The sequence below is a fragment of the Saccharopolyspora karakumensis genome, from assembly GCF_004349225.1.
GTDB lineage: Bacteria > Actinomycetota > Actinomycetes > Mycobacteriales > Pseudonocardiaceae > Saccharopolyspora > Saccharopolyspora endophytica.
Map to the genome: position 1 here is coordinate 42,357 of NZ_SMLA01000042.1, position 14,437 is coordinate 56,793.

Below are 14,437 nucleotides of genomic sequence, written 5' to 3' on the forward strand. Positions count from 1 at the left end.
CGGAGTTCGAGCCCGAGAGTTCGGGTTCGAACTCCGCGCGAAACTCGAGAAGGGCTGGTCAGGGCACGATGAGGAGCTTGCCGGTGGTCCGGCGGCCCTCGAGGTCCTCGTGCGCCTTGCGGGCGTCGGCCAGCGGGTAGGTTCCGCCGACGCGGATGGTGATCGTGCCGCTCGCGATCCAGTTGAAGACGTCGCCCGCGCGCCAGTCGAGCTCCTCGCGGGTGAGCAGGTGGTGGCCCAGCGACGGCCGGGTCAGGAACAGCGAGCCACCGGAGTTCAGGCGCTGGGGGTCGACCGGCGGCACCGGGCCGCTGGAGGCGCCGAAGAGCACCAGCGTCCCGCGCGGGCGCAGGCTCGCCATGCTCGCCTCGAAGGTGGACTTGCCGACCCCGTCGTAGACCACGTCCACGCCGCGCCCGTCGGTGAGGTCGCTGACCTCGGCGGCCACGTCGGCTTCGGTGTAGCGGATGATCTCGTCCGCACCGGCCCCGCGCGCCAGCCGCTCCTTCTCGTCGGTGGACACGGTGCCGATGACGTTCGCGCCCTTGGACTTGATCAGCTGGGTCAGCAGCAGCCCCATGCCGCCGGCCGCCGCGTGGACCAGCACCGTCTCCCCGGTCTTGACCTCGTGGGTCGAGTTGACCAGGTAGTGCGCGGTCATGCCCTGCAGCATCGCGGCAGCGGCGACGTCGGAGGCCACGCCGTTGGGGACCTTGACCGCCGAGCTCGCCGGGACCAGCGCCTTCTCGGCGTAGCTGCCGGGCGCCATCGCCCACGCGACCCGCTCGCCGACGGCGAACCCGTCGACGTCCGGGCCCACCGCGACGATCTCGCCCGCGCCTTCCGAGCCCGGGGTGAACGGCAGCTGCATCGAGTACAGGCCGCTGCGCTGGTAGGTGTCGATGAAGTTGACCCCGGCGGCGGCGACGTCGACCAGCAGCTGACCGGGGCCGGGCTCGGGCGCCTCGACCTCACCGAGTTCGAGGACCTCGGGACCGCCGTTGGTCGCCACCCGAATCGCGCGCATCTGTCTTCTCCTTCGCAGGGCTAGCTTCATGGCCGTCAGGAGCAACGCGACGGCCGCCGTCGATCATCCCGCCCACGACCACCGCCTCCCATCTTCGGGTGCGAGCCGCGGAAGCGCCCGAGATCGAGTGTCGTGCGCAACGACCGGTTCTGCCCCGGGGTGGAACCTGTTTAGGATCCCGGCATGACAGCCGAGAAGGACACCGAGCAGAGCACCGCGCCGACCCCGAAGGCCCTGTCCGTGGCCAAGGCGTTCGTCGCCGACCACGGTGGGTCGGCTCGCGCGGTGGTGGAGAACATCGGCCGTGCCGGCGCCCGGGTGGTGCTGATCGGCGAGGACGGCCGCCTCGGCGACGTCATGGTCACCAGCCCCGCCGTCGGCGAGGCCCTGGTGGAGGCCGTCGACGGTCTCACCGCCCACGAGTGGGACTCCGAGACCACCGCGGCCCTGAAGATCGGCGCCGCCCACCGCCGCAAGATGTCCGGGCGGAACGCCGGCTGACCTGGTACTTCCGGACACGCCGCCGCTACCGGCTGGTCGAGTCGTTCGCTGTGGTTTATGTTTTCAGCGGATACTGAACTCGATCTAGAGGGAGGCGGCGTGTCCGAGGCCGACGAATACCTGCAGCGCACCGACCGGCCCGCCATGTCGGAGTGGATCGAGCAGATGGCGGCCCACTTCGAAGCGACCGAGGGCATGCCGCTCATCGCCGGCCGCATCCTGGCGTTCCTGCTGATCTGCGACCCGCCGGAGCGCACCGCCAACGAGCTCTCCCACGCCCTGGCCGCCAGCACCGGATCGATCAGCACCAACGTCCGCCTGCTGATGCGCCTCGGCGTGATCTCCAAGACCACCCGCCAAGGTCGGGAAGCCGCCCTCTACCAGGTCGAGGAGGACCGCTGGCCGGCGCTCGTGCGCCAGCGCATGGAGCGGGTCACCGACCTCGAAGAGCTCACCGCCACCGGCCTGCGCATGTTCAGCGGCCAGGGCGAACGAGCCCGCCGCCTGCGCACCGTCAACGAGTTCTACAAGTGGCTCTCCGGGGAGATGCCGGAGCTCTGGCGGCGCTGGGAAAGAGAGGGCAAGCCCAAGCTGAAGTTCTAGGCGATGGTGGGGGTCGCTCTGCTTGGCGGTGCGGGTAGCGGAACCTGAGCGCTTCCGCGGACTCCGTGCGCCACTCCCGATGTATGCCAATACACGGTGTCGCGGCGTACTCGCCGCGAAACCGCTCAGAACCCGCGGCGGTGCCGGCTGCCAGGGTGGTGAAAGAGGATGCGGCTCCGCCGCATGCTCCTAGACCGCCACGGAGTGCTGGGGTTCGGCGACCTCGGGGTGGGGGAGGGGGCCTCGGTTGCGGGATTCGGTCCAGAGGATCGCCGTCGTGATGATCACGCAGGTGGCGGCGGCGACGTGCAGCACGACCAGGACCTCCGGAACGCCCAGGAAGTACTGGACCGAGCCGATCGCGCCCTGGACGAGGACCATCGCGCACGCCGCGACGTAGGCCTTGATCAGCGCCTTGGTGGGCCGCGCCGAGCGCAACCACACGCCGAAGACCGCCAGCAGCAGCACGTAGGCCATCACCAGCAGGCCGTGCAGCTGCACCAGGGTGGCCACGGCGAAGCCCAGGCGAGGCGTGTCCGGATCACCCGCGTGCGGACCGGCGGCGGTCACCAGCGTTCCGGCCACCAGCACCGCGGCGGTGACCACGACCAACGCCACCAGAAGGCGGCGCATCGGCCTGGTGACCACGGCCAGCGGGGCCCGATCGCCCTCGGTGGTGGCCTTGACCAGCATCGCGGCCAGCCAGATCAGGACCGCCGAGGCCATGAAGTGCACCGAGACGCTCCACCAGGCCAGGTTCACCAGCACCGTCAGGCCGCCGATGATCGCCTGCGCGACCACGCCCAGCGGCATGATCAGCGCCAGCAGCACCAGGCGCTTGCGGTGGGGGCGGCAGCGCCAGGCGGCCACCAGGCAGGCCAGGGCGATGAAGCCGACGACACCGGTCAGCAGCCGGTTGCCGAACTCGATCACCTGGTGCAGGACGGCGACCTCCGCGTGCGGCATCGGGACCATGCTGCCCGGGAAGCACTGCGGCCAGGTCGGACATCCCAGTCCGGAGCCCGTCACGCGGACGGTCGCACCGGTCACCGAGATCAGTGCCTGCGTCACCAGCACGGCGATCGCGAGGATCCGCACGGTGCGCGGTGACGGGCGGGAGATCCAAGTAGGTAGCGCCACAACCGAATGGTATTCCGCGCCTCGGATCGACCCGCCCGCAGGTCACGCCTGTGAAAGCTCGATCACTTGAACAGCCCGGCAGGCAGGGCTCCTGCTTCGACGAGGGCCTTGCTGAGCTTGCCGCCCTTCTCGACCAGGATCGCGGTGCGCTCCTCGCCGAGGTGCTGCCACGGGGCCAGGGCCATCTCGTCGGTGCGGAGCTCGATGGACTCGCGGAACTGCTTGCCCTCCTCGGTGAGCTCGCCGTCGGCGTCGATCAGCCCGCGCTCCCGCAGCTGCTCGCCGGCCTCGGCCCACTCCTGCTCCGACCACTCGCGCAGCGTGCGGGCGGCCTCCGGGGTGAACCCGCCGCGCGTGGTGCTGTGCAGCACCAGCGACTGGATGCCGGAGATGCCCGCCTGCTGCAGAGCGGCGATGTGGCCGTCGCCGCGGAACTCGCGCAGCAGCGTGATCGCGTGCCACAGCTTCAGGTGCGGGGTCTCCGGCCAGTCCAGGTCGGCGTGCGCGGCGTAGAGCGGCTTGCCGTCCGGGAGGCATGCCTCGGATGCGATGCGCGCCAGCTCCGCGCACTCCACGACGTCCTCGGACGCCAGCACCTCGTCGCCGAGCAGCCGGTGGTACGCCGCGTCCACGGCGTCCAGGCGGGCGTCGAGCACCTCGGCGGGGGAGACGATGTCCCAGGCGGCCGGGATCGACTTGGCGACCGAGACCGGGTTGAAGTTGTAGAAGGTCGCGGCCACCACACCGGCGCCGACCGGACCCATCGCGGCGGAACGTCCCGCGTAGTAGCTCATCCGGCCGGGCTTGAGGCCGAGCTTGGTGAAGCGGTCTTCGGCCTCCGGGGCGAAGTAGATCATCGCGTGGAGCAGTTCGAGGGATGCCTTGGCATACCGAGCGATCTTCGTCATGCCCGCCACTTTAGAAGGAACAGCGGGCCTTTCCGCCCAGCGGTGCCGGTGGCGAACTCCGGCTCCCCGAGCGTCGGGTGCGCGGCGCCGCGGGCGCCCCTCCGGGTCGCCTCAGGTCAGCCGGGTCGTGCGGAGCGCCGTCGCTCCGCAGGCGAGGCCCCAGGCGAGCAGGACCAGGATCGGCTGCGCGCCTGGCAGGGCGCTGTGGACCAGGACGGCGTCGAGCGCCTCGGCGAGCGCGCCCGAGGGCAGGAACCCGGCGATGACGGACAGCGGACCGGGCAGGTCGTCGGCGGGCAGCGCCAGGCCCCCGGCCAGCAGCAGCACGAACCAGATCGCGTTGGCCAGCGCCAGCACGATCTCCGGGCGCAGCGCACCGCCGACCAGCACACCGGCCGCGCCGAAGGCGAGCGTGCCCAGCACCAGCAGCCCGATGCCGGGCAGCAGCCCGGTCAGGGCCGGTGACCAGCCCAGGAACGGCGCGGTCGCGCTCAGCACCACGGCCTGCAGCGCCACGACCAGCAGCGTGGCCAGCACCCGGCCGGAGATGAGCGTCCAGCGCGGCAGGGCCGTCGCCGAGAGCCGCTTGAGCACGCCGTAGCGGCGGTCGAAGCCCAGCGCGATGGCCTGGCCGGTGAACGCCGTGGACATCACCGCCAACGCCAGGATCCTCGGCATCACCGAGTTGACCCGGGGTTCGGGCAGGTCGCCGATGTGGATCGTGCTCATGCCGATGAGCAGGGCGATCGGGATGAGCAGCGTCAGCAGGGCCTGCTCGCCGTGCCGGACGATCAGCAGCGTCTCGATGCGGGTCTGGGCGGCCAGCATCCGCAGCGGCCTGCCGCGGCCGGGGGAGGGGGCGAAGGTTCCGGCGGGGAACCGGTCACCGAGTTCGGCGGCGGTCACGATCGAAGCTCCCGTCCGGTCAGGTCCAGGAAGACGTCCTCCAGGCTGCGGCGGGTCACCCGCAGCTCCTGGGCCAGCACGCTGTGCTGGGCGCACCAGGCGGTCACCGTGGAGACCACCTGCGGGTTGATCTCGCCGCGCACCACGTAGTCGCCGGGCCGCAGCTCCTCGGCGTTGTAGCCCTCGGGCAGCGCGGCCAGCAGCAGGTCCAGGTCCAGCGCCGTCTGCGAGCGGAACCGCAGCTCCTGCTTGCCGTCGGCGGGTGCGGTGAGCTCTTCGGCGGTGCCGTCGGCGACCGCGCGGCCGTGATCGACGATCACCACCCGGTCGGCCAGCGCTTCGGCCTCGTCCATCAGGTGCGTGGTCAGCAGCACGCTCACGCCGTCCCGGCGCAGCGCCGCGACCAGGTCCCACACCATGCGGCGGGCCTGCGGGTCCAGCCCGGCGGTCGGCTCGTCGAGGAACACCAGCTCCGGCCTGCCGATGAGCGCGCAGGCCAGGGACAGGCGCTGCTGCTGGCCACCGGAGAGCCGCTTGTAGGAGGTCCGGCGCACCGATTCCAGCCCGAGCACCTCCAGCAGCCAGGCCGGATCGATCGGGTCGGCGGTGCACGCGGCGACGAGGTGCAGCATCTCCTCGGTGCGCACGCCCGGGTAGGCGCCGCCGCCCTGCGGCATCACGCCGATGCGGGGGCGCAGCTGCTCGCCCTGGGTGCGCGGGTCGAGGCCCAGGACGCGGACCTCGCCGCGATCGGGGCGCTGGAAGCCCTCGCAGATCTCCACCGTGGTGGTCTTGCCCGCGCCGTTGGGGCCCAGCAGCGCGAGCACGCTGCCGCGCGGCAGGCACAGGTCGAGGCCGGCGACCGCGGTGGTGTCCCCGAAGCGCTTCTCCAGCCCGCGCAGCAGGACGGCCGGACTCTCGTTGCTCACGGATTCACAGCCTATTGCGTGACGGGCCGAACACGGCCGAGGGTGGGCCAGAGGGCGGGCATGCGCTTCCTCACCAGCACGACCGTGATCGCGAAGGCGATGAGCGCGGCGATCACGGCGAGCGGGATCTGGTAGGCGCGCAGCACGAATCCGGCGCCGGTGGGCGGGATCAGCAGCGACACCGCAGCGCAGATCACCGTCGCGGTGACGCGGAACCGGGAGCTGTTGGTCGACAGCGCCAGCGGCACCACCGACCACAGCAGGTACCAGGGCCACAGCACCGGCACCGCCAGCGCCAGGGTGAGGAACGTCGCGCCCATGGCCACCAGCGGCTGGATGCGGCCGCGGAAGGACAGCCACAGCATCCACAGGCACACCCCGGCCACGATCACGTAGCCGATGATCTTGGTGATGGCCAGCATCGCGTCGGTCTGGTTGCCCAGTCCCAGCAGCGTGGACACCCCGCCGCCGGTCATGCCGAACGCGGTCAGCGGTGCCATGAAGGTCTTGACCCGGTTGGGCACGTCGAAGGTGTCGATCCAGCCCAGGCCCCAGCCGCTGCCCACGGTGATCACGGTCATGGTCGCGAGGAACACCGCACCGAGCAGGCCGCCGATGCGGAACAGGTCGCGCCATCGGCCGCCCTGCAGCAGCACCAGGCAGATGCCGAAGAAGCCGAGCGCGATCCAGCCCGGCGGTTTGATCGCCCCGGCGATGGTCAGCAGCACACCGGCGGCGACGGTCCCCGGGATCGTCTGGAAGCGCAGGCCCAGCTCGATGGCGGTCAGCATGATGCCGACCATCAGCGCCTCGTTGTGCATGCCGCTGATCACGTGGAACAGCACGATCGGGTTGGCCACGCTGAGCCACAGCGCGGCGGCCGGGTGCACGCCGCAGCGGCGGGCCAGGCGGGGGATCGCCCAGATCGCCATCGCCAGGCCGCACAGCATCACCACGCGCCACAGCAGCACGCCGAAGATCACGTTGTCGCCGATGATCCGCGAGATGACCTGCCCGAACATCAGGAACAGCGGCCCGTAGGGCGACGGGGTGTCGCGCCAGATGTTGGGCACGTTGCTGGTGAACGGGTGGTCCACGCCCAAGCCGATGGCCGGGCTGACCAGGTACGGGTTCAGGCCGCGCGCGGCCACCTCGCTCTGCGCGAGGTAGCTGTACATGTCGGTGCTGAACAGCGGTGGGCACAGCGCCAGCGGCAGGGCCCACATCGCGGCGGTGCGCGCCAGCTGGCCGACGGTGAGGATGCGTTCGCGTCCGGGCAGGCACAGCCGCCCCAGCCACAGCCAGGCGGCGACGATCATCAGCATCCCGAGCCAGCAGATGGCCATCGCCACCGTGGGCATCCGGGTGAGCAGGCCGAGCAGGCGGGCGCCGTAGAGCGGGTTGATCACCGGGTTGGCGCCTGCGCCGAACGCTCCGGCGGCCAGGATCAGGGATCCGGTGGTGCCGAAGCGACGGATGTGGTCGAGCTGCCTCCGTTCGGCATGGTCGATCGGCAACGTGCTGGTCCGTTCGGAGGAGTCCGACCCGGGGAGCAACGCCGCCTGGTTCGTCGTTTCGCCTGCAGCCACGAGGAGGAAGCCTAATCGCGTGAGTCAGGTCACGTGCCCGCCCCGCGCCCTGGTGCCTGCGATCGAAATAGGTAACATTCGTGTTGTGAAAAAGGTCGGGACGTCGAAGCCGACCGCAGCCGCCACCGAGACGGGGCCTGCGGGCCATCTCGGCACGGCTGCGCAAGGCGACGGCCGGACCCGTCACACGGTTGCGCGGTTGCTGCTGGAACGGGGGCCGATCACCGCTGCTGCGGTGGCCGAAGAACTCGGGGTCAGCCCCACCGCGGTGCGCCGGCACTTGGACGTGCTGGTCGCCGAGGGCGAGGCCTACACCCGGGAGTCCTCTCCGCGCGGCCGTCGGGGTCGTGGCCGACCGGCCAAGCTCTACCTGCTCACCGAGTCGGGCAGGGCGAGGTTCGGGCACGCCTACGACGACCTGGCGGTGGCGGCACTGCGGTTCATCGCCGAACACGAAGGGGAACAAGCGGTGCGCGAGTTCGCCGAGCGGAGGATGGCTGCCCTCGTGGCCCATCACCGCGACGCTCTCGTAGCCGCTCGGACCCCGGCCGAGCGCGCGGAGGTACTGGCCGACGCGCTCACCCGGGAGGGCTACGCTGCCTCGGCGCGCAGCGTCGGAAGCGGCGAGCAGCTCTGCCAACACCACTGCCCGGTGGCGCACGTGGCTGCGGACTTCCCGCAGCTGTGCGAAGCCGAGACGGCGGCGTTCGCCGAAGTACTCGGCACCCACGTGCAGCGGCTGGCCACGATCGCGAACGGTGATGCGGCCTGCACCACGCACGTACCAACCGCGCGGTTGACGGATCCGGGCCAGAGCCCGGACTCCGAACAGACCTCTGCCGGTTCGGTCCCGAAGGACCGGCAGAGCACCGCCCCGATTCCTGCTGGAGGGGAGTCCGTATGACTGCCGCTGCGGAGCAGCGCAATCCCACCACCGACGGTTCTGGTCAGCTCACCCAGGAAGAAACCCTGGCGACGCTGGGCAGCTACGAATACGGCTGGGCCGACAACGACGTCGCGGGCGCAACCGCCAAGCGAGGTCTGTCCGAGGACGTCGTCCGCGACATCTCGGACAAGAAGAGCGAGCCCGAGTGGATGCTCGAGACTCGCATGAAGGCCCTGAAGCTGTTCGACCGCAAGCCCATGCCGAACTGGGGCGCGGACCTGTCGGGCATCGACTTCGACAACATCAAGTACTTCGTGCGGTCCACCGAGCAGCAGGCCCAGACCTGGGAAGACCTGCCCGAGGACATCAAGAACACCTACGACAAGCTGGGCATCCCGGAAGCGGAGAAGCAGCGGCTGGTCGCCGGTGTCGCCGCGCAGTACGAGTCCGAGGTCGTCTACCACCAGATCCGCGAGGACCTGGAGGCCCAGGGCGTGCTGTTCCTGGACACCGACACGGCCCTGCGCGAGCACCCGGAGATCTTCAAGGAGTACTTCGGCTCGGTCATCCCGGCCGGCGACAACAAGTTCTCCGCGCTGAACACCGCCGTGTGGTCGGGTGGCTCCTTCATCTACGTGCCGCCGGGCGTGCACGTCGACATCCCGCTGCAGGCCTACTTCCGGATCAACACCGAGAACATGGGCCAGTTCGAGCGGACGCTGATCATCGTCGACGAGGGTGCCTACGTGCACTACGTCGAGGGCTGCACCGCTCCGATCTACTCCAGCGACTCGCTGCACTCGGCGGTCGTGGAGATCATCGTCAAGAAGGGCGGCCGCTGCCGCTACACGACGATCCAGAACTGGTCGAACAACGTCTACAACCTGGTGACCAAGCGCGCCAAGGCCGAAGAGGGCGCGACCATGGAGTGGGTCGACGGCAACCTCGGCTCCAAGGTCACCATGAAGTACCCCTCGGTGTTCCTGATGGGCGAGCACGCCAAGGGCGAGGTCCTGTCCGTCGCGTTCGCCGGCGAGGGCCAGCACCAGGACGCCGGCGCGAAGATGGAGCACCTGGCGCCGCACACCTCCTCGACGATCGTCTCCAAGTCGATCGCCCGCGGTGGTGGCCGCACGTCCTACCGAGGTCTGGTCAAGGTCGCCAAGCGCGCCCACCACTCCTCGTCGAACGTCAAGTGCGACGCGCTGCTGGTCGACACCATCAGCCGCTCCGACACCTACCCCTACGTCGACGTCCGCGTGGACGACGTGACCATGGGTCACGAGGCAACGGTGTCCAAGGTCAGCGATGACCAGCTGTTCTACCTGATGCAGCGCGGTCTGACCGAGGACGAGGCCATGGCGATGATCGTCCGCGGCTTCGTCGAGCCCATCGCGCGCGAGCTGCCGATGGAGTACGCACTGGAACTGAACCGACTGATCGAGCTGCAGATGGAAGGGGCCGTCGGCTGAGATGAGCACCACCAAGACCGACGACGCCGCTCAGCACGGCCTCGCCGAGCACTCCCACGGGGGGCCTGTCGTTCCGCAGGCCTCCCGCGGGGAGCGCTTCCGCTCCTACGACGTCGAGGCCTTCGAGGTCCCGGGCGGTCGCGAGGAGGACTGGCGGTTCACCCCGCTGAAGCGGCTCAAGGGCCTGCACGACGGCTCCGCCACCGCCACCGGCAACCTCAAGATCGAGGTCGCCGGTGAGGCGACGGTGGAGACCGTGGGTCGCGACGACGCGCGCATCGGCAAGGGCGGCGTGCCCGCCGACCGTGTCGCCGCGCAGGCCTGGAGCGCCTTCACCGAGGCCACCGTGGTCACCGTGCCCAAGGAGACCAAGCTCGACGGGCCGGTCACCGTCACGGTCGACGGCCCCGGCGCGGACCAGGTCGCCTTCGGCCACCTGCAGATCCACGCCGAGCAGTTCGCCGAAGCCGTGGTCGTCATCGACTACCGGGGCTCGGGCACGATCGGTGACAACGTCGAGTTCGTCGTCGCCGACGGCGCGCAGCTGCGGGTCGTGTCCATCCACGACTTCGCCGACGACGCCACGCAGGTCAGCTCCGAGCACGCCACCCTCGGCCGCGACTCGGTGTTCCGCCACTTCGCCGTCACCCTCGGCGGCGACCTGGTGCGCGTGAACACCACCGTCAACTACGCCGACAAGGGCGGCGACGCCGAGCTGCTGGGCATCTACTTCGCCGACGCGGGCCAGCACCTGGAACACCGCATGCTGGTCGACCACAGCGTGGCCAACTGCCGCAGCAACGTGCTCTACAAGGGCGCGCTGCAGGGCGATTCGGCGCACTCGGTGTGGATCGGCGACGTGCTCATCCAGGCCGCCGCCGAGGGCACCGACACCTACGAGCTCAACCGCAACCTGGTGCTGACCGAAGGTGCGCGGGCCGACTCGGTCCCGAACCTGGAGATCGAGACCGGCGAGATCGAGGGAGCCGGCCACGCCAGCGCCACCGGCCGGTTCGACGACGAGCAGCTGTTCTACCTGCAGGCCCGGGGCATCCCGCAGGACCAGGCCCGCCGCCTGGTCGTGCGCGGCTTCTTCGGCGAGCTGCTGCAGAAGATCAACGTGCCCGAGGTGCGGGAGCGCCTCGAGGCCGAGATCGAGGAAGAGCTCGCTGTCGTCGGCGCCTGAGCGCCACGATCGATTCCAGACTTTCGGCACCACACACCAGGAGAACGAGAAGAAATGGCCACCCTGGAGATCAAGGACCTGCACGGTTCGGTCCTCACCGAGGACGGCCCGAAGCCGATCCTCAAGGGCGTCAACCTGACCATCGACTCCGGTCAGATCCACGCCATCATGGGGCCCAACGGCTCCGGCAAGTCGACCCTGGCCTACGCGCTGGCCGGTCACCCCAAGTACCAGATCGACTCGGGCACGGTGCTGCTCGACGGCGAGGACGTCCTGGAGATGTCCGTCGACGAGCGCGCCCGCGCGGGCCTGTTCCTCGCGATGCAGTACCCGGTCGAGGTGCCGGGCGTGTCGATGTCGAACTTCCTGCGCACCGCCGCCACCGCCGTCCGCGGTGAGGCCCCGCAGATCCGGCACTGGGTCAAGGAGGTCAAGCAGGCGATGTCCGACCTGGACATCGACCCGTCCTTCTCCGAGCGCAGCGTCAACGAGGGCTTCTCCGGCGGTGAGAAGAAGCGCCACGAGATCCTGCAGCTGGACCTGCTCAACCCGAAGTTCGCGGTGCTCGACGAGACCGACTCCGGTCTGGACGTCGACGCCCTGCGCGTCGTCTCCGACGGCGTCAACCGCTTCAAGGGCAAGGGTGACAAGGGCGTTCTGCTGATCACCCACTACACCCGGATCCTCAAGCACATCACCCCGGACCGCGTGCACGTGTTCTCCGACGGCAAGGTCGTCGAGTCCGGCGGTGCCGAGCTCGCCGACGAGCTCGAGACCAACGGCTACGTGCGGTTCATCGGCAAGAAGGAGGCGGCCGCCCAGTCATGACCCAACAGCCTCTTCGCACCACTGGTGCGAGCACCCCACTGGACGTGGCATCGATCCGCGCGGACTTCCCGATCCTGGGTCGCACCATCCGCGACGGCAAGCGCATGGTCTACCTGGACTCCGGGGCGACCTCGCAGCGGCCGCGCCAGGTGCTCGACGCGGAGCGCTCCTTCCTGGAGACCTCCAACGCCGCCGTGCACCGCGGCGCGCACCAGCTGGCCGAGGAGGCCACGGACGCCTATGAAGGCGCGCGAGAACGCATCGCGAACTTCATCGGCGTCGGGGATGACGAGGTGGTGTTCACCAAGAACGCCACCGAGGGCGTGAACCTCGTCGCCTACGCCATGAGCAACGCCGCGACGGCCGGGGCGGAAGCCGAGCGCTTCCGCCTCGGCCCCGGCGACGAGGTCGTGGTGACCGAGATGGAGCACCACGCCAACCTGGTGCCGTGGCAGCAGCTGTGCGAGCGCACCGGCGCCACGCTGCGCTGGTTCGGGGTCACCGACGAAGGCCGGCTCGACACCACCGACGTCGCCTCGGTGATCTCCGAGCGGGCCAAGGTCGTGGCCTTCACCCACCAGTCCAACGTGCTGGGCACCGTCAACACCGGCGAGGACGTCATCCGCCGCGCCCACGAGGTCGGCGCGCTGGTCGTGCTCGACGCGTGCCAGTCGGTGCCGCACGCACCCGTGGACTTCAAGGCCATGGGCGTGGACTTCGCGGTGTTCTCCGGGCACAAGATGCTCGGCCCCTCCGGGGTCGGCGTGCTCTACGGGCGCCGCGAGCTGCTCGACGCGATGCCGCCGTTCATCAGCGGCGGCTCGATGATCGAGCTGGTCCACATGGAGCGCTCCACGTTCGCCCCGCCGCCGCAGCGGTTCGAGGCGGGCGTGCCGATGACCTCGCAGGTCGTCGGGCTCGGTGCGGCCGTGGACTACCTCAACGCGGTGGGCATGGACCGGGTGGCCGCGCACGAGCACGAGCTCACCGAGACCGCGCTGCGCGAGCTCAGCGCGATCGAGGGCGTGCGGATCATCGGACCCACCAGCACCGAGAACCGCGGTGGCGCCGTGTCCTTCGTGATCGACGGCGTGCACCCGCACGACGCCGGCCAGGTGCTCGACGACCAGGGCGTGGAGGTCCGGGTGGGCCACCACTGCGCCTGGCCGCTGCACCGCCGGATGGGAATTCCCGCGACCGTCCGGGCGTCGTTCTACCTGTACAACGAACTGGATGAGGTCAAGGCGTTGGTGGATGCGGTGCGCGAGTCGCAGCGCTTCTTCGGGGTTGCCTGACTTTCGACCGAGGATCGCGACATGCAGCTTGAGCAGATGTACCAGGAGATCATCCTGGACCACTACCGCAACCCGCACCGGCACGGGCTGCGGGAGCCGTTCGACGCCGAGTCCTTCCAGGTCAACCCGACCTGCGGGGACGAGGTGACGCTGCGGGTGCGGTTGACCGGCGAGGACGAGAACGCCATCGTCGAGGACGTCTCCTACGCGGGACAGGGCTGCTCGATCAGCCAGGCGGCGGTGTCGGTGCTGACCGACCTGGTCGTCGGCAGGCCGTTGAAGGAAGCCCTGGAAACCGAGGCCGCGTTCAGCGAGCTGATGCACGGCCGAGGCAAGATCGAACCGGACGAGGACGTGCTGGAAGACGGCATCGCCTTCGCCGGCGTGGCCAAGTACCCGATGCGCGTGAAGTGCGCCTTGCTCGGCTGGATGGCCTTCAAGGACGCGGTCTCCCGAGCGTGAGTTCGGTGCCAACAGACTTTCAGGAGGCAATGTGAGCGACGAGACCCAAGTGCAGGACGACGTGGCGCGCACTGCCGACGCCCTGCCTGAGCAAGCCGCCCCGGCGGCCGAGGTCGCCAAGCTGGAGGACGTCGAAGAGGCCCTCCGCGACGTGGTCGACCCCGAGCTGGGCATCAACGTCGTCGACCTCGGGCTGGTCTACGACGTCCGCGTCGAGCAGGACAACTCCGCGACCGTGGACATGACGCTGACCTCGGCGGCCTGCCCGCTGACCGACGTCATCGAGGACCAGGCCCGCGCCGCCCTGTGCGGCGGACCGGGTGGCGGCCTCGTCTCGGACTTCCGGATCAACTGGGTCTGGATGCCGCCGTGGGGACCGGAGAAGATCACCGAAGAGGGGCGCGAGCAGCTACGAGCCCTCGGCTTCACGGTCTGATCGTTCGTGAATCCCGTGGTCCGCTTGTTCGGCGGTGCGGGTGGCGCGACCTCAGCCGTCTTCTGGCTCCGGGATCCGCGACGTGTGTGACCAATGCACGGCGCTGCGGCTGTCCGCCCCAGAAGACGTCTGAGAACGCGCGGCGATGGCAGTTGCCCAGGTGGTGAAAGAGAAAGCGGCTGCGCCGCTTGCCTGACGTTGTGAGGCCCCCGGCATTCGTGCCGGGGGCCTCTTTCGCGCTCAGTACCCGTAGTGCATCTGCTCGGGGT

15 protein-coding genes are annotated in these 14,437 nt (G+C 69.9%); 9 read left to right on the forward strand and 6 right to left on the reverse strand.

Annotation, left to right across the window (positions count from 1 at the left end; all coding sequences use genetic code 11):
• Positions 1 to 58 precede the first annotated feature (58 nt).
• Positions 59 to 1,027, reverse strand: coding sequence for a quinone oxidoreductase family protein (locus tag E1202_RS22820; protein WP_132685177.1), 969 nt, complete (start codon positions 1,025 to 1,027; stop codon positions 59 to 61).
• A 183-nt stretch (positions 1,028 to 1,210) separates the two neighbouring features.
• Here E1202_RS22820 and E1202_RS22825 point away from each other — a divergent pair, with 183 nt between their 5' ends.
• Positions 1,211 to 1,528: a hypothetical protein gene (locus tag E1202_RS22825; protein WP_132685178.1), complete on the forward strand. Its 318-nt coding sequence runs from the start codon at positions 1,211 to 1,213 to the stop codon at positions 1,526 to 1,528.
• A 99-nt stretch (positions 1,529 to 1,627) separates the two neighbouring features.
• Positions 1,628 to 2,131, forward strand: a complete 504-nt coding sequence (locus E1202_RS22830) for a GbsR/MarR family transcriptional regulator (protein ID WP_235878892.1) — start codon at positions 1,628 to 1,630, stop codon at positions 2,129 to 2,131.
• A 189-nt stretch (positions 2,132 to 2,320) separates the two neighbouring features.
• On the opposite strand, the gene E1202_RS22835 is transcribed toward E1202_RS22830, so the two are convergent.
• The 5 genes from E1202_RS22835 to mptB form a co-directional block, all read right to left on the reverse strand.
• A complete protein-coding gene (locus E1202_RS22835) occupies positions 2,321 to 3,271 on the reverse strand; it encodes a COX15/CtaA family protein (protein WP_207918879.1) in 951 nt (316 codons plus the stop codon).
• 62 nt (positions 3,272 to 3,333) lie between these two features.
• On the reverse strand, positions 3,334 to 4,179 hold the full coding sequence (locus E1202_RS22840; protein ID WP_132685179.1) for an SCO6745 family protein: 846 nt from the start codon (positions 4,177 to 4,179) through the stop codon (positions 3,334 to 3,336).
• A 111-nt stretch (positions 4,180 to 4,290) separates the two neighbouring features.
• Positions 4,291 to 5,007: an ABC transporter permease gene (locus E1202_RS22845; RefSeq protein WP_132685193.1), complete on the reverse strand. Its 717-nt coding sequence runs from the start codon at positions 5,005 to 5,007 to the stop codon at positions 4,291 to 4,293.
• A 74-nt stretch (positions 5,008 to 5,081) separates the two neighbouring features.
• A complete protein-coding gene (locus E1202_RS22850; RefSeq protein WP_132685180.1) occupies positions 5,082 to 6,014 on the reverse strand; it encodes an ABC transporter ATP-binding protein in 933 nt (310 codons plus the stop codon).
• An 11-nt stretch (positions 6,015 to 6,025) separates the two neighbouring features.
• Positions 6,026 to 7,603, reverse strand: coding sequence for a polyprenol phosphomannose-dependent alpha 1,6 mannosyltransferase MptB (mptB, locus tag E1202_RS22855; RefSeq protein ID WP_132685181.1), 1,578 nt, complete (start codon positions 7,601 to 7,603; stop codon positions 6,026 to 6,028).
• An 85-nt stretch (positions 7,604 to 7,688) separates the two neighbouring features.
• Here mptB and E1202_RS22860 point away from each other — a divergent pair, with 85 nt between their 5' ends.
• From E1202_RS22860 to E1202_RS22890, 7 genes are read left to right on the forward strand one after another with little or no spacing between them, the layout of a single operon-like run.
• A complete protein-coding gene (locus E1202_RS22860; protein WP_132685182.1) occupies positions 7,689 to 8,507 on the forward strand; it encodes a helix-turn-helix transcriptional regulator in 819 nt (272 codons plus the stop codon).
• On the forward strand, positions 8,504 to 9,961 hold the full coding sequence (gene sufB, locus E1202_RS22865) for a Fe-S cluster assembly protein SufB (RefSeq protein WP_132678068.1): 1,458 nt from the start codon (positions 8,504 to 8,506) through the stop codon (positions 9,959 to 9,961). Before E1202_RS22860 ends, sufB begins: the two co-directional genes overlap by 4 nt.
• A 1-nt stretch (position 9,962) precedes the next feature.
• Positions 9,963 to 11,147 carry a Fe-S cluster assembly protein SufD gene (gene sufD / locus E1202_RS22870; RefSeq protein WP_132685183.1) on the forward strand — a complete coding sequence of 395 codons (1,185 nt, stop codon included), beginning with the start codon at positions 9,963 to 9,965 and terminating at the stop codon, positions 11,145 to 11,147.
• Between the two features lie 54 nt (positions 11,148 to 11,201).
• Complete coding sequence (sufC, locus tag E1202_RS22875) at positions 11,202 to 11,975, forward strand: Fe-S cluster assembly ATPase SufC (protein ID WP_132685184.1); 774 nt, start codon at positions 11,202 to 11,204, stop codon at positions 11,973 to 11,975.
• On the forward strand, positions 11,972 to 13,270 hold the full coding sequence (locus E1202_RS22880; RefSeq protein ID WP_132685185.1) for a cysteine desulfurase: 1,299 nt from the start codon (positions 11,972 to 11,974) through the stop codon (positions 13,268 to 13,270). The genes sufC and E1202_RS22880 overlap by 4 nt, the downstream gene beginning before the upstream one ends.
• Positions 13,271 to 13,291: 21 nt before the next feature.
• Entirely contained in the window at positions 13,292 to 13,732 is a 441-nt protein-coding gene (gene sufU, locus E1202_RS22885) for a Fe-S cluster assembly sulfur transfer protein SufU (RefSeq protein ID WP_132678062.1), read from the forward strand.
• Between the two features lie 31 nt (positions 13,733 to 13,763).
• On the forward strand, positions 13,764 to 14,168 hold the full coding sequence (locus E1202_RS22890) for a metal-sulfur cluster assembly factor (protein WP_132685186.1): 405 nt from the start codon (positions 13,764 to 13,766) through the stop codon (positions 14,166 to 14,168).
• The last annotated feature ends 269 nt before the right edge of the window (positions 14,169 to 14,437 follow it).